Here is a 16,694-nt window from a genome sequence, read left to right as displayed (position 1 = left end):
CGTCTCCGCGGGCGACAACTCCCCCGAGGAGCTCTACACGCTCTACGACGCTGCCGTGCTGCGCAGCCGTGCACGGCTGGCGTCCGCGCTCAACGACGGGGGCATGTCGCAACGGGTCGCCGCCAGCGATGCCTCTGGCCAGCACGCCAACCTGTGCCAGTTGGTCTGCGACCTCATCGAGGAGTACGGGCGTCATACCGGGCACGCGGACCTGCTCCGGGAGTCGGTCGACGGCCTCGTCGGGGAGGACCCGCCCTGGGAGTGGGCCGCTGGTCAGCAGTGCCCGTGGCCCGGGTGAGCCGCGCTCCACTCAGGAGACGCGGATCTCCAGCAGCTCCTTGAGCTGGGCCAGGCCCTTGTCGAAGTCGGGGCCGATCATCGTGTCCATCGACCTGAAGACGCCCATCAGTTTCAGGCCACGGGTCAACACACCAGTCAGCGTCCAGGTCACGCGCGACCCGGCGCCGTCGGGCATGATCGTGAACCAGGTGTCGTTGCTGGCTGGGAACGGCTTTTCGAAGACCAGGTCGATCCGCACCTTGGACGGTTCTTCGGCCTCGACGATGACCATGCTCCCGGACCCGGCCTTCTTGTTGCCGGACCAGGCGTAGGACGCACCGACACCGGAATCGGCACCGGTGTAGACGCGATGCATCTGCGGGTCCAGGCCTTCCCAGGGGGACCAGCCTGGCCACTGCCGGAAGTCGGCGATCTGCTCGTAGACGCTGTGCGGAGAAGACGAGATGGTGGTGGACCGCTCGACGATGTAGGTGCTCGGCATGCCCAAATCGTACGGCCGTCGTCCCGCCGCATCGGCTGACAGGACACAATGGCGGGGTGAGTGAACTTCCCGACGGCTCTGATCTCGGCCTGGCCCGAGGCACTGACTTCATGCATCTGGATGACCTGCTCAGCGACTCCGAGCGAACACTGCGCGACAAGGTCCGAGCGGTGTGCGACGAGCGGGTCGTGCCGATCGCGGGCGACTACTGGGAGCGGGGCGAGTTCGACACCCGGATGGTCGACGTCTACCGCGAGCTGGGGGTGGCCGGCGCCTCGTTCGAGGGCTGGGGCTGCGCCGGCGTGTCGCCACTGGCCGAGGGCATGATCGCCCTCGAGCTCGCTCGCGCGGACGGCTCGCTGGCGACCTGCAACGCGGTCCACTCGGGGTTGGCGATGACCTCGATCCAGCTCCTAGGCAACGACGAGCAGCGTGAGCGCTGGCTCCCCTCGATGGCGACGGTCGACCGTCTGGGTGCAGTGGCACTCACCGAGCCGAATCATGGCTCCGACGTCGTCAGCCTGGAGACCACCGCCCGGCGGGACGGTGACTCGTGGGTGCTGGACGGCGCCAAACGCTGGATCGGGCACGGCACGGTCGCCGATCTGGTGGTGGTGTGGGCGCGCGACGAGGAGGGTGACGTCGGCGGCTTCGTCGTGGAGGATCCTCGCCAGCGAGAGGGGTGGGAGGCGCAGCCGATCACCGGCAAGATCGCCAACCGTGGCGTGATCCAAGCACACATCACGATGACCGGCGTGCGGATCCCAGGCGACGCGCGGCTCGCCTCCGCACGCACCTTCTCCGACACCAACAAGGTCCTCTGCAAGTCCCGGCAGGCGGTGGCCTGGGAGGCCGTCGGCCACGCCGTCGCCGCCTACGAGGGAGCGCTGGGCTACACCCTGCGCCGGGAGCAGTTCGGGCATCCGCTGGCTTCCTTCCAGCTCATCCAGGACAAGCTCGCGGCCATGGTCACCGACATCACCTCCATGCAGCTGCTGTGCGCGCGGATGTCCCAACTCGAGGCGCAAGGTCGTTGCACCCTTGAGCACGCGGCGATGGCCAAGCTGCACTGCGGTCGAGCGGCACGCAAGGTGTGCGGCACGGCCCGGGACCTGCTCGGCGGCAACGGGATCCTCCTGGACCACCACGTCGCCCGCCACTTCGCCGACATCGAGGCGGTCTACACCTACGAGGGCAGCGACACGGTCCAGTCTCTGCTCGTCGGACGGTCCGTCACCGGCCTCAGCGCCTTCGTCTGAGAGGTCGCCCACGATGTCGCGCCATCCCGACCGCGTCCTGGTCGCCGTCGCCCTGTCGGCCGGGCCGTTCGTCGGGCTGGGGCTGGCACGCTTCGCCTATGCGCTGCTGCTCCCACCGATGCGCGCGGAGCTGTCCTGGACCTACTCCCAGGCCGGCGTACTCAACACGGCCAACGCGATCGGTTATCTCGTCGGCGCGCTGGTCGCGGCGCAGCTGGCTGGACGGATCGGGACCGGACGCGCCTTCCTGCTGGGCTGCGCGCTGACCACCGTCTCGGTGCTCCTGACCGCGGTGAGCACGGTGTATGGCGTGCTCCTGACCATGCGCCTCCTGGCTGGGATCGGCGGCGCGTGGGCGTTCGTCCTCGGGGCGGTGCTCGTCGCGGCGGCCGGCGCCAAGGGCTCGGCAGGACGCGCCGCGGTCATGCTGGGGATCTACTACGCCGGCACCGGCGCTGGCATGACGGTCGCCGGGCTCGTCGTCCCGTGGGTGCTCGACGAGACCGGCGGGACCGGCTGGCGACTCGGCTGGGTGATGCTGGCCGGCATGGGCCTCCTGGCGACCGTCGTCGCGGGGCTGGCGCTTCGCCATACCCAGGACCCCGAGCAGCCAGCCCTGGACCAGCGCAGCTGGCGCCGCCGCAGCATCGGGTGGCTCTCCGCGTCCTATGCCTGCTTCGGGCTCGGCTACATCGCCTACCTCACTTTCGTGGTCGCCTATTTGCAGGAGCAGGGGGTGGGGCAGCGCACCACAGCGGCCTTCTGGGTCGTGCTCGGCCTGGCCGCGGTCGGTGGGGTCCTCGCGTGGGCCCGGCTGCTGGGCCGCCTCGGCGGCTCGCGGTCCATGACCGTCGTGCTCCTGGCGCTCGCCGCGGGGACCGTGCTGCCGGTGATCGTGCCGCAGACGTGGGCGTTCTTCGTGTCTGGGATCGTTGTCGGCGGGACCTTTTTATCCGCGGTGACCGCGATGACGGTCGGGGTGCGGCGCCTGCTGCCGACGGCACAATGGACCTCCGCGCTGGCCTTCACGACCATCGCCTTCGGTCTCGGGCAGACCCTCGGCCCGTGGCTGTCCGGGCTGGTGGCCGACCGCTTCGGCGGGCTGGCCTCCGGGCTCGTCTTCTCGGCCGGGGTCCTGGTCATCGGCGCAATCGTGGCCATCCCCCAGCAGGAACCCCGGACCCTGGCCCAGCGCGGGTGACCCATCGGTAGCATCGGCCCGGTGACCAGCGACTCTGCCTACCCGCATCTCCTCTCGCCGATCGATGTCCTCGGCGGGCAGTTGCGCAACCGGGTCATCATGGGCTCGATGCACACCGGGTTGGAAGATCGACCGTGGCATCACAGCGAGCTCACCGCCTACTTCGTGGAGCGAGCGCGCGGCGGGGTGGGATTGATCGTCACCGGCGGCTATGCGCCCACGATTCGTGGTTGGCTCACGCCGCTGGGCGCGCAACTGACCAGCGCTGTCACTGCGCGCCGGCATCGGAGCCTTACCGCCGCAGTCCATGAGCACGGCGCCAAGATCGCGCTGCAACTGCTCCACGCCGGTCGCTACGGTTACACCCCGTTTGCGGTGTCCGCCTCTGCCTCGAAGTCGCCGATCACGCCGTTCTCGGCGAGCGAGATGTCCGCGCGGTCCGTGGATCGGACGGCCACCGCCTTCGCGCGGTCGGCGCGGCTGGCCCAGCGGGCCGGCTATGACGGCGTCGAGATCATGGGGTCGGAGGGCTATCTGCTCAACCAGTTTCTCGCGCCGCGGACCAATCACCGCACGGACGCCTGGGGCGGCACCCCGGAGAAGCGGATGCGCCTGGCGGTCGAGGTCGTGCGCCGCGTGCGCGAGGCGGTCGGCGAGGATTTCCTCCTGCTCTACCGGATCTCGCTCATCGATCTCGTCGAGGGCGGCCAGACCTGGCAGGAAGTCGTCGAGCTCGCGCAGCGCCTGGAGGAGGTGGGCGTCTCGATCTTCAACACCGGCATCGGCTGGCACGAGGCGCGGGTGCCAACGATCATCACCCAGGTGCCGCAAGGAGCCTGGGCAGACCTGACCGCTCGGCTCCGCCGGGAGGTCGGCGTCCCGGTGTCTGCCTCCAACCGGATCAACAGCCCGCAGATGGCCGAGCAGTTGATCGCCGACGGCAGCGCCGACCTGGTGTCGATGGCGCGGCCGTTCCTGGCGGACCCGGAGTTCGTCGCCAAGGCGAGCGCTGGTCGTGCTGATGAGATCAATACGTGCATCGCCTGCAACCAAGCCTGCCTCGACCACGTCTTCGTCGGGAAGCGCGCGTCGTGCCTGGTCAACCCGCGCGCGGGTCGGGAGACCGAGCTCGTGCTGGGCCCGACCCGCCAGGTCAAGAAGGTCGCCGTCGTCGGAGCCGGCCCGGCCGGGTTGTCGGCCGCGGTAGCGGCAGCCGAACGTGGGCACGTCGTCACCCTCTTCGAGGCGGGTGCGGAGCTCGGTGGTCAGTTTCGTTATGCGATGCGGATCCCGGGCAAGGCCGACTTTGGCGAGACCCTGCGCTACTTCCGACGACGGCTCGAGGTGCTGGGGACAACGGTCAGGCTCGGCACCCCGGCCACGGCCGCAGACCTCGAAGGCTTCGACGAGGTCGTGCTCGCCACCGGAGTGCGACCGCGCGTCCCGGCGATGCCCGGCGTCGACCACCCCAGTGTCGTGACGTATGCCGACCTGCTGGCTGGGCAGGTGCGCGCCGGGCCGCGGGTCGCGGTGGTGGGTGCCGGTGGCATCGGCGTCGACGTCAGCCATTTCCTCACGCATGTCGACACGGACCTGGCGGGATGGAAATCGAGGTGGGGGGTGGCCGACCCGGCAGTCCACCGTGGCGGGCTCACCGAGAAGGACCTGCCCGTGCCGCCTCGTGCGGTCTGGCTGCTGCAACGCAAGACAACACGGATCGGGGCGGGGCTGGGCAAGACCTCCGGCTGGGCGCATCGGATCAACCTGCGCGATGCCGGAGTCGTCCAGCTGACCGGCGTGACCTACGAGCGGATCGACGACGCCGGCCTGCACCTGTTGGTGGACGGGCAGCCGCAGCTCCTCGACGTCGACACCATCGTGCTGTGCGCAGGGCAGGAGTCCGTGCGCGACCTAGCGGAGGAGCTCCCCGGTGCCCACGTGATCGGCGGGGCTGAGGTCGCCGCGGAGCTGGATGCCGAGCGTGCCATCCGGCAGGGCGTCGAGCTCGCCGCACGGCTGTGACTGATGCGCTCGCAGTGGTGGGCCAGGCCTCAGGAGAGCAACGAGCGGACCTCCTCCTCGATCGCGCGCTGCCTCGTCGCGGGCGTGCGGCCGGTGGCGGAGGGGACGGTGATCGTCACCCCTGACTCGTATCTGTCGATGACGCGGGGGTCGATGTAGGAACCCTTGGCGATCGTGGGCGTGTTGCCCAGATAGTCCGACACTTCCTGGACCGCCTCCTTGATCGCCCGCCGCCGCGACGTCTTGGTGTCGCCCGGCTCCGGTGAGCTGGCCAGCGACACGGCGGCATGCACCGTGGCGTGCCAGGTGCGAAAGTCCTTGGCGGTCAGCTCTCCCTCGAACAGGTCGGCCAGATAGGCGTTGACGTGCGTGGCCTCCAGGTCGTGCCAGCGCCGACCGTCCTTGAACGCCAGCACCCGCACCGAGCCGGTGCGCCGCCTGCGCATCACGGCGATCGCCGCACGCACCTGCTCGTCCTCGATCGACAACTCCTGCGCGATCCCCCCTTTTCCTTCGAAGCTGAACCGCAGACCGCCGGCGACCGCGCGCACATGCCGGCGCTCCAGGGTCGTCAGCCCAAAGCTCCCGTTGGCGTCGGTGTAGACGTCGTGCCCGATGCGGAAGTAGCCAAGGTCGAGCATCCGCACCGCCGCTGCACAGGCGCGCTCCAACGGCATACCCTCCCGCGCTAGGTCGGTGCCGACACGCCGCCGAGCTGCGGGAAGGGCGGCGGCTGCCTCCTCGATACGGCCAAACTTGAGCTCGTCTTGCCGTTCCCGCCACGCCGGGTGGTAGAGGTACTGCCGCCGCCCCGCGTCATCGGTGCCGACCGCCTGGAGGTGCCCGTTGGGGACCGGGCAGATCCACACCTGCGTCCACGCCGGCGGGATCGCGAGCGCCTTGACCCTCTCCACGTCCTCGGGGCGCAGCCGCTCGCCGGCGTGGTCCAGGTAAGTGAAGCCGGTGCCGGCACGACGCCGGGTCCAGCCCGGGGACTCGGGCGTGACGGTGCGCAGTCGGGTCATGAGCAAGTATGTGGTCGCCATGCCGCCGCTCGCTCGCCCAGCCGCTCTCCCGCACGTGCCCAGCCGTGTGCCCCACCCAGCCATATAGGGCAGTTGCCCTATTTACAGGAGTGGGAGAGCGCAGGACACTGCAAGGTGAGTCGTGCCCACCGACGGACACGCGCAGGGAAAGGAACAACCGTGTCAAGCACTCATCGATCGACCCGCACACTGGCCATGGGCGCGCTCGCTCTCGGACTTGCGATGACGACCGCCATTCCGGTGGCGATCGCCGCAAGTCCAGACTCGGCCGACAACACCGTGGCGACCGGGCTCAACAACCCCCGAGGCCTCTCCTTCTCTCCCGATGGCAGTCTCTACGTCGCCGAGGCAGGGCTCGGCGGCGACGGCCCCTGCATCGAGGGCGGTGAAGGAGTGGCCTGCCTGGGCTCGACCGGGTCGGTGACGAAGCTGATGAAGAAGTCCGGCGTCCAGTCGCGAGTGCTCATCGGTCTGCCGTCGCTCGCCGGACCGGGGGGCTTCGCCGCGACCGGGCCCTCTGACGTCTCCGCGCAGACGTTCGACCGCCTGGCAGTCGCTATGGGTCTGGGTGGGGACCCGGCCGATCGCGACACCCTCGGCGAGGCCGGCGCGCTGCTGGGGACGCTGGTCACTTCCAAGGGTGGCGCGGCGCCGGCCATGGTGGCCGACCTGGCCGCCTACGAGAACGACGCCAACCCGCACCAGGGACCGGCCGACCCCGAGGACCCGAGAAAGTGGTTCGATTCCAACCCGACCTCCGTCATCCGCCAGGGCAACCGCTACATCGCGACGGACGCGGGCGGCAACGACCTGCTCCAGACGGTCGGTGACAAGGTCTCCACCCTCGCGGTCTTCGGTGACCAGTGGGTGCAGGCACCCCCGTTGGTCGGCGACTTCAAGATACCCATGCAGTCGGTGCCGACCGCCGTCGCCAAGGGCCCGAACGGGGCCTATTTCGTCAGCGAGCTGACCGGCTTCCCGTTCGCTCCCGGCTCCGCCCGGATCTGGATGGTCCGCAAGGGCCAGACGCCGACGGTCTACGCGACCGGGCTGACCAATGTCACCGACCTCGCGTGGTCCGGCAAGCAGCTCTATGCCGTGCAGCTCTCGGACGTGGGCCTGCTCAACGAGCCGCCGGAGGGATTGCCGACCGGTTCGCTGCGTGCCATCACCCCTGGGGCGACGCAGCACGCAGCCGTCGTGGACGGGCTGACCGCGCCCTATGGCGTGGCGATCCGGCAGGGCACCGCCTACGTCACCACGTGCGCGATGTGCCCCGGCTTCGGCGAGGTCAACACCTTCGAGCTCCCCTAGGCGGGCTCGTCTGGACCCTCCCCCGGGTGTCGTCAATCTTCCTGCGACGCCCGGGGTCGAGGTCTTTCATCCGGCGTAGAGCTGCAGATCCTGCGCGAACCGGTCACTGATCGCGACCAGTCGATCGAGGTCTGGGTCGCGCAGGATGACCACGCCGTCGGAGAGCAAGGTCGCCCGCCAGTCTCGTCGGCGCGCCCCCACGGGCAACAAGTCGACGACGCAGATGCTCGGCCGAAACTGCGCGACGAGCTGTTCCAGCCCCTCGATCCGGGTGATCCGGCCAGCGCCCTGGGCCCGTTTGAAGATGCTCACCGCGTTGTACTGCTGCTTCATCGGTGCCGACGTGCCGGTGACCACGGCTTGCGCCCAGGTCGTGTACAGGTCCCCGTCCAGCGCATAGTTCATCACCTCGACCGTGCGGGCACCCGGCGGCCGGGCACCGATCTCGCCGAAGACGACCTCGCCGTCCCCCTTGAGATACCACTCCATGTGCGTGAACCCGGTGCGGAAGCCAAGGGCCTTCAGCACGTCCTTACCCATCGCCCGACCCCCGGCGAGTCGCTCGTCCTCGATGTCGCGCAGGGCGATCGTCATCGGACTGATCCACTCATGACTGCGTCCCTGCAGCGGGCGTGGTCGATACCAGCTGATGTTCTCGAAGAGGATGTCACCCTCACCGCACACTGTGTCGTGGGTGAACTCCTCACCGTCGATGAACTCCTCTACGCTCAGCGTCGCGACGTGCCGGACCATGGTGAGCACCTGAGCCAGCTCCTGCGCGGAGTCGACGCGGTAGGTGTCCGCAGAGCCGGCACCATCGATCGGCTTGACGATGAGGGGGTAGCCGATCCGCTCGGCTGCCTCCCATGCCCCGTGCACGTCCGAGACGGCCGCGTGCCGCGGCGTGCGGATGCCCGCCGCGTCCAGCACCTGCTTCATCGCCTCCTTGTCGCGAAAGGGCAGCGCCTGCGCGACCGTCATCCCCGGCAGTCCCAGATGTTCACGGATAGTGGCAGCGAGCACGACATACGGCTCCCAGAGGCACTCCACTTGATCGATGCGGGTATGTCGCGACAGCCCCTCGAGCGCGGCCAGCACCGCGGCTTCGTCGCCGAGGGAGACGTGCTCGTAGTGGGCGAGGCTTTCCCGGGCTTCGGGGGGAAGGAGCTGCGGAGGCTGGTCTCCGACCCCGATCACCCTGGCCCCGGTCCGGGCTAGGGCCCGGGTGAAATAGGCCTGCTCGTGGGGGAAACCTGGGGAGAGCATCACGATGTTCACAGCAGTACGCCTTTCAGTCGTTCTCGATGAGCTCAACCCGCAGGCCCGAGAGGATGAGGTCGAGAGCCTCCCGGACCACAGCCGTGTCCTCGTGCCGGACGGTGACGAAGCCCTCCCCTTCGTAGGAGGAGGAAGCCGGCTGGCCGAGTCGGGGCAGTTTGGCGTCGACCACGAGGTGACCCACCCTGCGCTGCACCTCCTCGACGCCGTGCACGGCACGCACCCGGCCACGCCCCATGCCGCGCAGGTATGCGGTGCCGGTCGCGTAGACCCGGTCGCGCGGCTCGAACCGGTCGAGGATGACCAGTCGTCCCCACATCGAGTAGAAGTCGAAGTCGTGGCTGAAGCCGATCATCGAGGCCAGCTGGGCGCCGGGAGGTCGCGCGCCGACCTCGGATACGGCGACCGACCCGTCGGGCCGCTGGAACCACTCCATGTGGGAGAACGCAGTCTGCACTCCCAGCACCTCCAGGGTCCGCGGACCGACGGCCTTGATCTGGTCGTACTCCGGCCCGCTGATGTCACGAGGCAGCACCACGGTCCATTGCACCCACGGCGTGCGCAGCACCTCCAGGGGCGGCGGCTGATACTGCGAGATGGAGGACCAGATCGTGGTGCCGTCGATGGTCGCGCTGTCAAAGGTGTGCTCCCGCCCGGTGAGGAACTCCTCCAACAACCACACTTCGCCAGGATCGGCCTGAACCGCGCGCAGCCACGAGGCGAAGTCGGCGTCGGTGTCGAGCCGGTAGGTGGCCTTGGCGCCCGCGCCGTCCGGAGGCTTGGCCACCAGGGGGAATCCGACCTCTGCTCTGAAGTCGAGGGCTTCCTGCGTCCGGGAGACGAGTTGGTGTCGGGCGCACGGCAGGCCCGCCGCCCTCAGCACGGACTTCATCTGCGACTTGTCGCGCACATTGCGGGCCGTGACCTCGTCCATGCCCTCGATCCCCAGTGCGTCCCGCGCCTGCGCGAGGGGGACCTGCAGCTGCTCCAGCACCCCGATCAACCGATCGACGGGTCCGAGCTGGGCACGCAGCCCGCGCACCGCGTCGACGAGCTGCTGCGGGTCGAGGGCGTCGGAGACCTGCCAGTGCCCCGCCAGCGCTGCGCGTGCCTCCCGCGACAACTTCTCGACGGGGTCCATCGTGATGACCGCGAGCCGCACCCCGGGCAGGCGGGCTGCCGAGAGCACGAACCGCGCCGTGGCATCGAGCAGATAGGGAGCGACGAAGACGGCGGCGACCATGCCTGGGAGGCTAGCGTCTTTTCAGGTCGGGGAAAATACATCAGGGAAAACGGGTCAGGAGGTGACAGGGATGCTCACTCCCCTCGCTTTCGCACGCCACGGGCACGTCCGCGCGGCCACGTTGAGCGACCTGCGCGCTCGCGCACTGCTGGTCCCTACGCTCGTCGATCCCGACGCCGGCGCAGGTGGCTACGACGCTCGACAGCTCCCCGAGCTCAACCGGCTCCTCGCCAAGGAGCCGGGGATTGACTCCTCCGAGGCGGCTTGGCGGCGCAGTCTGCAGGAGGCTGACCGCTGCGGCCTGGCCATCACGGAGAAGGCGCTGCCCGCGACCCTGGTGCTGCAAAGGTGGACGCGGGTCGAGGATCCGACGCAGATCGACCACGCGATCGTGCCGTTGTGGGCAGCGCTGTCCCGTGATCTGCGAGCCCTCGGGATCAGGAGGACGGAGCCGACCATCGCCTGGTATGACGACGCACCCCCGCGCAGCGACCTGCGGCTGGGCGTTGCCTACCCGATCCGTCCCGGCCTTGAGCCGGCCGTGGACCACTGCCCCGGTCTTGAGCTCGCCACCCTGGAGCCCGAAGCCCGGGCGGTCACCACGCTGCACCACGGCAGCCTGGGCGAGATCATCGGCACCTGGCAGTCGTTGGAGATCCAGGTCGCCGAGCAGGGGCTGCGACCACGGGGACGCTGCCGCGAGATCTATCTGGCCAAGCCCACCGGCCGTCCTCACGTGTGGGTGACCGAGCTCCAGCAGCCGGTCCAGTGAGGTCAGGCGATGATGAGGTCGTTGGCGCCGAGCTCCTTGGCGAGCTTGGCTGCCACTTCTCTGAGCACCTTGGCCCCTCGCTCGACCGTGGCATCATCCATCCGGGTGGTCGGCCCTGACATGGACAGCGCCATCGGGCGGGGTGCGCCGGGCACCGCGACCGCCACGCACCGGACGCCGACCTCCTGCTCACCCTCGTCCATGGCGAAACCACGAGCCCGGGTAGCACGGAGCACGGTGAGGAACTCTTCGGCAGTGGTGAGGGTGTGCTCGGTCCGCCGGGGCATCCCGGTGCGCTCGAGCAGCGCGACGACGTCGACGTCGTCGCTGGAGGCGAGGATAGCCTTGCCGACCGCCGTGCTGTGCGGTGTGGTGCGGCGGCCGACCTCGGTGAACATGCGCATGAAGTTGCGTGAGGGCTGCACCTGAGCGACGTAGACGATCTCGTCGTCGTCGAGGATGGCCAGGTTCACCGATTCGTCGAGGGCCTCTACCGCCTCCGTCAGCAACGGTTTGGCGAGCGCTCCGATGCGCTTGCCGGACTCCGCGGCTAGCCGCATCAGACGTGGCCCGAGGGAGTACTGCCGGTTGGCTTCCTGGCGGACGTAGCCGAGGTCAACGAGGCTGCGGACCAGGCGGTGGATCGTCGCGAGCGGGAGATCGACCTTGTCCGCCAGCTGGGACAACCCGATGATGCCGCCCGAGTCGGCCATGGCCTCCAGGATGTGGAAGGCACGCTCCAGGGATTGGACACCTCCCGAACGACCACCAGTCTTGCCATTGACGGGACTGGTGGTGGTTGTTGCTGACATGACCTAACCTTCCATCGAGCACAAGACGCGCTGTCAACGGGAATGATTTTCCGTATGACGGAAGTCTACGCCACGTGGCCGCGGAAGATCGCCTTAGCCCGAATGTGCAGCACTCAGGCGTTGGTGCGCGAACGTGCCAAGGAGGTCGGCCGCGACCCCGACCGCGATCGCAGCCGGCTCCTTGCTGGTCACGGTGGGGAGCCCGATCGGCGTCCTCACGCGCTCCAGCGCCTCGAGGTCGAAGCCACCCTCGCGGAGCAGCCGAGACCGGAACCGAGACCACTTCGCCGAAGACCCGATCAGGCCGATCGAGCCGAGGCCCTCGGTGCGCAGCGCGGCGTCGACGATGGCGTAGTCCTCGGCGTGGTCGTGCGTCATCACCAGGATGTGCGTGCCCGCCGGGAGGCCCCCCAGCACCAACTCCGGCAGCACCGGCATCTGATGGCTGTGGATGCGGGCGTCCGCGTCCGCATAGGGCCCCATCATTGCCTCGGCCAACTGCTCGGGACGGGTGTCGACCAGGTGCAGATCCAGGTCGTGCCGCGCCAGGATCCGCGCCAGCTCGTGCCCGACGTGACCCATCCCGAAGATGGCCACCACCGGCGTCACGTGCAGCGGCTCCAGGAGCATCGTCACGACGCCACCGCAGCACTGCACCCCGTGCTCGTAGGGCGCCTTGTCAGAGAGCTGCGAGGAGATCGTGACCGGGGCCGGAGCGTCCTGCGCGAGCAGCGCGCGGGCGCGTTGGATCGCGACCATCTCCAGGTTGCCGCCGCCGACCGAGTCCCAGGTGTCGTGCTCTCCGACGACCATCTTGGCGCCCGCGTGGCGTGGGGAATGGCCGCGCACCGCCGTGACGGTGACCAGCACGCCAGGCTGCCGCTGGGAGCGCAGCATCTCCACCGCTCGAAGCCACAACATGCTCAGGCCTGCGACAGCTCGCGCACCGCCACCTCGGACTCCGGCAGGCGCTCCGGGGCGTCCGCGTCGGCATCGGGCGGGTGCACCCCAGGCGCGCCCTCGACGAGGTCCTCGGCACTGTGGCCGGTGCGTGCCGCCCGCAGTGCCCAGAAGACCGCCTCGGGCGTGGCCGGGCTGTCCAGCTCGACGCCCATGCCCACCGGGCCGAAGGCCGCGCATGCCTGACGGAGCGCCTCGCGGGTCGCGAAGGCGAGCATCAGTGGCGGCTCGCCGACGGCCTTGGAGCCATAGACGCCACCCTCGTTGTGCGCTCTCTCCAGCAGGTGGACGTTGAACTCCGGCGGCATCTCCGAGAAGCTCGGCATCTTGTAGGTGCTGAAGGACTGGGTCGCGAGGCGGCCGCGCTGCGGGCCGTCGCTCTCGTCCCAGCGCAGGTCCTCCAGCGTCAGCCAGCCAGAGCCTTGGACGAAGCCGCCCTCGATCTGACCGCGGTCGATGAGCGGCGAGAGGCTATCGCCGGCATCGTGCACGATGTCGACCCGCAGGGTCTGATAGGCGCCGGTGAACCCGTCGACCTCGACCTCGACGGCGGCGGCGCCGTGCGCGAAGTACTTGAACGGGCTGCCCTGGAAGATCTGGGAGTTCCAGTGCAGGCCCTCGGTCCGGTAATAACCGGCCGCGAACAGTTGCGTGCGGGCGAAGTAGGCCGTGTTGACCAGCTCCTCCCAGGTCACGGTCGCGTCCGTGCCGAGTCCGCTGACAACCCCGTCTGCGCAACGGATGTCGGCGTCCGGGACGTGCAGGAGGCGCGAGGCCACGTGGGCCAGTCGGTCCCGGATCTGCTCGCAGGCCGCCTTGACCGCGCCACCGTTGAGGTCGGCGCCGGTCGAAGCTGCGGTCGCCGAGGTGTTGGGCACCTTGTCGGTCCGGGTCGGGGCGAGGCGGACCTTGGCCAGCGGGACGCCCAGCGCCGTCGCGGCGACCGCGAGCATCTTGGTGTGCAGGCCTTGGCCCATCTCGGTGCCGCCGTGATTGACCAGCACCGAGCCGTCCTTGTAGACGTGCACCAGGGCGCCCGCCTGGTTGAAGGCGGTCAGGTTGAAGGAGATCCCGAACTTGACCGGGGTGATGGCCAGCGCGCGCTTGGTGTCCGGGTGGCTCTGGTTGAACTCCTCGATCTGGGCCTGTCGGGCCTCGATGTCGGCCGACGTCCACACCTGGTCCCAGGCCTGCTCGAGGCGCTCGATCTCGGTGATCGGCTGACCGTAGGGCGTGGTCTGGCCGTTGGCGTAAAAGTTGAGTCGGCGCAGTTCGTGCGGCTTGCGCCCCATGAGCGGGGCGCAGCGGCCCAGGATGTCCTCGAAGACCAGCATGCCCTGAGGGCCGCCGAAGCCGCGGAACGCAGTCTGCGAGGTCTTGTTGGTCTTGGAGATTCGGCCGACGACCTTGATGTTGGGGATCCAGTAGGCGTTGTCGATGTGGCACAACGCCCGGCCGAGCACCGGCTCAGACAGGTCCAGGCTCCACCCACCGTCCGAGGTGAGCGTGGCTTCCAGGAACTGCACCAGGCCTTCGTCGTCGAAGCCGACCCGCCAGCTGGACACGAAACCGTGCCGCTTACCGGTCATGGTGAGGTCCTGGTTGCGGGTGAGGCGGACCCGGACCGGGCGCCCGGTGAGGGTGGCGCCCAACGCGGCGACCGCGGCATACCCGTGCGGCTGCATCTCCTTGCCGCCGAAGCCGCCACCCATGCGCAGGCACTGGACGGTCACCTGGCTGCTGGAGACCCCTAGCACGTGCGCGACGATCTCCTGCGTCTCGGTGGGGTGCTGCGTGCTGCTCTGGATGAAGATCTGGTCGTTGTCCTCGATGGTGGCTAGGGCCGCCTGGGTCTCGATATAGCAGTGCTCCTGGCCGGCGAAGTCGAAGCCGCCGCTGAAGACGTGGGTGGACGCCGCCAACCCCTCCTCCAGGTCGCCGCGCTCCAGGGTCGGCTGGGCGCCCTGGAAGCTGTCTGCCTCGATCGCCTCGTGGACGGAGATCAGCGAGGGCAGCACGTCGTAGTCGACCTCGACGGCCGCGGCACCACGACGCGCGGCCTCTGCGGTCTCGCCGAGGACCCAGCACACGGCCTGGCCGAAGTAGCGGACCTCGTCGGGGAAGAGTGGCTCGTCGTGCTTGACCCCGGAGTCGTTGATGCCCGGCACGTCGGCGGCGGTGAGCACGCGGACGACCCCTGGGACGTCATACGCCGGCTCGACTCGCAGCGCTGTGATGGTGGCGTGCGCATGCACCCCCTGGACCGGCCAGGCATGCAGCAGGTCCTTGGTGCGGGCATACAGATCGTCGGTGTAGAGGGCACGGCCGGTTACGTGGAGGGCGGCCGACTCGTGCGGGGTCGCGACGCCGACGACAGCTTGTGCTGGGCGCTCTGAAAGCTGACTCATGAGGCGTTCTCCTCGAGGGTGAGGGTCTTGGCGTAGAGCTTGAGCAGAGACTGCTCGAGCATGGCGGCGCGGTAGGGGGCGCTGGCCCGGTGGTCCGACATGGGGGTGCCTTCGGCCCCGAGGATCGCGGCCGCAGCGGCGACGCTCTCCTGGGTCCAGTCAGTTCCTTCCAGGGCAGCTTCGGTCTTCAGGGCACGGATGGGGGTGGCGGCCACCCCGCCCAGCCCGATCCGGGCCTCGGCGACCCGACCGTCGACGATGTCCAGGGCGAAGCCGACCGCGACGCTGGAGATGTCGTCGAAGCGGCGCTTGGCGATCTTGTGGAAGGCGGTGATCGGGGCGATGGGCAGCGGGATCCGGATCTCCTTGATGAGCTCCTCCGGCGCCCGCACGGACTGGCGGTAACCGGTGAAGTAATCAGCGAGCGGGACGAGACGTTCGCCACCCTGCCCAGCCAGAAGCAACGAGGCCTCTAACGCCAACAGCACAGGTGGGGAGTCTCCGATCGGCGAGGCAGTCCCCAAGTTGCCGCCGATCGTGCCGGAGTTGCGGATCAACCGGGAGGCAAACTGCGGGAACAGTTCATCCAGCACGGGGACACGCCCGTCCAGAAGTTTTTCGATCTCGGAGAACGTCAGCGCGGCGCCGATCCGGACCTCCTCCGGCCCGACCTCGAAGTCGCGCAGCTCCTGGAGACGGTCGATGGCGACGACCAACGGGGGCCTTGAACCGCGGATGTTGAGCTCGACTCCGACGTCCGTCGAGCCGGCTAGGAGCATGGCCTCGGGACGCGCGGCGAGCAGCTCGAGGAGCTCGTCCAGGCTCGCGGGACGGACGAACTCGGCGCCATCGGCGAGGATCCGCGTCGCGGCGGGGCCGGGAGCGGGCTGATGCAGGCGCGCCTCGAAGGGATCGCCCTCCGGCGGCGCCCCGAGGGCATAGGCCGCATCCCGGATCGGGCGATAGCCGGTGCAGCGGCACAGGTTGCCGGACAGCGAATGCAGGTCGAAGCCGTTAGGCCCGTGCTCGGCATCACCGGCGTGCGCGTCCGCAGGCGCTGCGGGCCGCGAGCCGATCTGCAGGGGGTCGTTCTTGGTGCCGCGCCCCCACCGGTAGTACTCGGCCGCCATCGAGGTGACGAATCCTGGCGTGCAGTAGCCGCACTGCGATCCGCCCCGGTCTGCCATCTCCTGCTGGACCGGGTGCAGGTCTGTGGGCGTGCCCAAGCCTTCGGCGGTCACGATCTCCTGTCCGTCCAGGGCTGCCACGGGGACCAGGCAGGAGTTGATCGAGACCCACTCGGTCTCCACCCCGGGGGTCGCGCTGGGGCGGGCGACCATGATCGCGCAGGCCCCGCACTCGCCCTCCGCGCAACCCTCCTTCGCGCCGGTCAACCCCTTGTTACGTAACCAGTCCAGAGCCGTCGTATGCGGTGTCGCGTCCGCCATGGAGGCGTCCTTGCCGTTCACCGTCAGCCTGGCGATGTGTTCGGAGGTCTCTACTGTCATGCTCTCACTCCTACCCCGGGCGGGGCTCGTCCCGGCGGCCGGCGCTGGCCGCTGGGATCCTGGTTCGTGTCTCCAGATTGCCGGTTGTCC

The 16,694-nt window shown here is 69.2% G+C and carries 14 protein-coding genes; 6 read left to right on the top strand and 8 right to left on the bottom strand.

Going from position 1 to position 16,694, the window contains the following annotated elements:
- Positions 1-298, top strand: a 298-nt coding sequence (locus Q4P07_RS05955; RefSeq protein ID WP_303373984.1) for a DUF664 domain-containing protein, incomplete at its 5' end; no start/stop codon positions are given.
- 12 nt (positions 299-310) lie between these two features.
- On the opposite strand, the gene Q4P07_RS05950 is transcribed toward Q4P07_RS05955, so the two are convergent.
- Positions 311-781, bottom strand: a complete 471-nt coding sequence (locus tag Q4P07_RS05950; protein ID WP_303373983.1) for an SRPBCC family protein — start codon at positions 779-781, stop codon at positions 311-313.
- A gap of 56 nt (positions 782-837) precedes the next feature.
- On the opposite strand from Q4P07_RS05950, the gene Q4P07_RS05945 reads away from it, so the two are divergent.
- Genes Q4P07_RS05945 through Q4P07_RS05935 form a run of 3 tightly spaced genes read left to right on the top strand, consistent with a single transcriptional unit; the run spans position 838 to position 5,263 of the window.
- Positions 838-2,040, top strand: a complete 1,203-nt coding sequence (locus Q4P07_RS05945) for an acyl-CoA dehydrogenase family protein (protein ID WP_303373982.1) — start codon at positions 838-840, stop codon at positions 2,038-2,040.
- Between the two features lie 13 nt (positions 2,041-2,053).
- A complete protein-coding gene (locus Q4P07_RS05940) occupies positions 2,054-3,241 on the top strand; it encodes a YbfB/YjiJ family MFS transporter (RefSeq protein ID WP_303373981.1) in 1,188 nt (395 codons plus the stop codon).
- Between the two features lie 21 nt (positions 3,242-3,262).
- Positions 3,263-5,263, top strand: a complete 2,001-nt coding sequence (locus tag Q4P07_RS05935; RefSeq protein WP_303373980.1) for an NADPH-dependent 2,4-dienoyl-CoA reductase — start codon at positions 3,263-3,265, stop codon at positions 5,261-5,263.
- Positions 5,264-5,292: 29 nt separating this feature from the next.
- Here the strand turns inward: Q4P07_RS05935 and Q4P07_RS05930 are convergent, their stop codons facing one another.
- Positions 5,293-6,309, bottom strand: coding sequence for a DNA topoisomerase IB (locus Q4P07_RS05930; RefSeq protein ID WP_303373979.1), 1,017 nt, complete (start codon positions 6,307-6,309; stop codon positions 5,293-5,295).
- Positions 6,310-6,468: 159 nt separating this feature from the next.
- Here Q4P07_RS05930 and Q4P07_RS05925 point away from each other — a divergent pair, with 159 nt between their 5' ends.
- Positions 6,469-7,623, top strand: coding sequence for a ScyD/ScyE family protein (locus Q4P07_RS05925; protein ID WP_303373978.1), 1,155 nt, complete (start codon positions 6,469-6,471; stop codon positions 7,621-7,623).
- 66 nt (positions 7,624-7,689) lie between these two features.
- On the opposite strand, the gene Q4P07_RS05920 is transcribed toward Q4P07_RS05925, so the two are convergent.
- Together Q4P07_RS05920 and Q4P07_RS05915 are read right to left on the bottom strand one after the other, a co-directional pair.
- On the bottom strand, positions 7,690-8,901 hold the full coding sequence (locus tag Q4P07_RS05920) for an acetyl-CoA carboxylase biotin carboxylase subunit family protein (RefSeq protein ID WP_303373977.1): 1,212 nt from the start codon (positions 8,899-8,901) through the stop codon (positions 7,690-7,692).
- A gap of 13 nt (positions 8,902-8,914) precedes the next feature.
- The gene (locus Q4P07_RS05915; protein ID WP_303373976.1) at positions 8,915-10,144 is read right to left on the bottom strand and encodes a hypothetical protein; all 1,230 of its coding nucleotides are present in this window, start codon (positions 10,142-10,144) and stop codon (positions 8,915-8,917) included.
- A 70-nt stretch (positions 10,145-10,214) separates the two neighbouring features.
- On the opposite strand from Q4P07_RS05915, the gene Q4P07_RS05910 reads away from it, so the two are divergent.
- Positions 10,215-10,916: a GyrI-like domain-containing protein gene (locus tag Q4P07_RS05910; RefSeq protein ID WP_303373975.1), complete on the top strand. Its 702-nt coding sequence runs from the start codon at positions 10,215-10,217 to the stop codon at positions 10,914-10,916.
- A gap of 2 nt (positions 10,917-10,918) precedes the next feature.
- Here Q4P07_RS05910 and Q4P07_RS05905 read toward each other — a convergent pair whose 3' ends face one another.
- From Q4P07_RS05905 to Q4P07_RS05890, 4 genes are all read right to left on the bottom strand, one after another.
- Positions 10,919-11,728, bottom strand: a complete 810-nt coding sequence (locus tag Q4P07_RS05905; RefSeq protein WP_303373974.1) for an IclR family transcriptional regulator — start codon at positions 11,726-11,728, stop codon at positions 10,919-10,921.
- 93 nt (positions 11,729-11,821) lie between these two features.
- Positions 11,822-12,649 carry a xanthine dehydrogenase accessory protein XdhC gene (gene xdhC / locus Q4P07_RS05900; protein WP_303373973.1) on the bottom strand — a complete coding sequence of 276 codons (828 nt, stop codon included), beginning with the start codon at positions 12,647-12,649 and terminating at the stop codon, positions 11,822-11,824.
- Positions 12,650-12,651: 2 nt separating this feature from the next.
- Positions 12,652-15,096 (bottom strand): xanthine dehydrogenase molybdopterin binding subunit, encoded by a 2,445-nt coding sequence (gene xdhB, locus Q4P07_RS05895; RefSeq protein WP_303373972.1) that lies wholly within the window; start codon positions 15,094-15,096, stop codon positions 12,652-12,654.
- Complete coding sequence (locus tag Q4P07_RS05890) at positions 15,093-16,604, bottom strand: xanthine dehydrogenase small subunit (protein ID WP_303373971.1); 1,512 nt, start codon at positions 16,602-16,604, stop codon at positions 15,093-15,095. Before Q4P07_RS05890 ends, xdhB begins: the two co-directional genes overlap by 4 nt.
- Positions 16,605-16,694 lie beyond the last annotated feature (90 nt).

The sequence above is a fragment of the Ornithinimicrobium sp. genome (assembly GCF_030537745.1).
GTDB lineage: Bacteria > Actinomycetota > Actinomycetes > Actinomycetales > Dermatophilaceae > Ornithinicoccus.
Note: the sequence above shows the minus strand (reverse complement) of the source record. Positions and strands in the feature narration are given on the sequence as shown.

What these genes read in the sequence shown, in the direction of transcription:
- Q4P07_RS05950 (WP_303373983.1), bottom strand. Translation starts at nt 781, where the DNA reads ATGCCGAGCACCTACATCGTCGAGCGGTCCACCACCATCTCGTCTTCT.
- Q4P07_RS05940 (WP_303373981.1), top strand. Translation starts at nt 2,054, where the DNA reads ATGTCGCGCCATCCCGACCGCGTCCTGGTCGCCGTCGCCCTGTCGGCC.
- Q4P07_RS05930 (WP_303373979.1), bottom strand. Translation starts at nt 6,309, where the DNA reads ATGGCGACCACATACTTGCTCATGACCCGACTGCGCACCGTCACGCCC.
- Q4P07_RS05915 (WP_303373976.1), bottom strand. Translation starts at nt 10,144, where the DNA reads ATGGTCGCCGCCGTCTTCGTCGCTCCCTATCTGCTCGATGCCACGGCG.
- Q4P07_RS05910 (WP_303373975.1), top strand. Translation starts at nt 10,215, where the DNA reads ATGCTCACTCCCCTCGCTTTCGCACGCCACGGGCACGTCCGCGCGGCC.
- Q4P07_RS05905 (WP_303373974.1), bottom strand. Translation starts at nt 11,728, where the DNA reads ATGTCAGCAACAACCACCACCAGTCCCGTCAATGGCAAGACTGGTGGT.
- xdhC (WP_303373973.1), bottom strand. Translation starts at nt 12,649, where the DNA reads ATGTTGTGGCTTCGAGCGGTGGAGATGCTGCGCTCCCAGCGGCAGCCT.
- xdhB (WP_303373972.1), bottom strand. Translation starts at nt 15,096, where the DNA reads ATGAGTCAGCTTTCAGAGCGCCCAGCACAAGCTGTCGTCGGCGTCGCG.
- Q4P07_RS05890 (WP_303373971.1), bottom strand. Translation starts at nt 16,604, where the DNA reads ATGACAGTAGAGACCTCCGAACACATCGCCAGGCTGACGGTGAACGGC.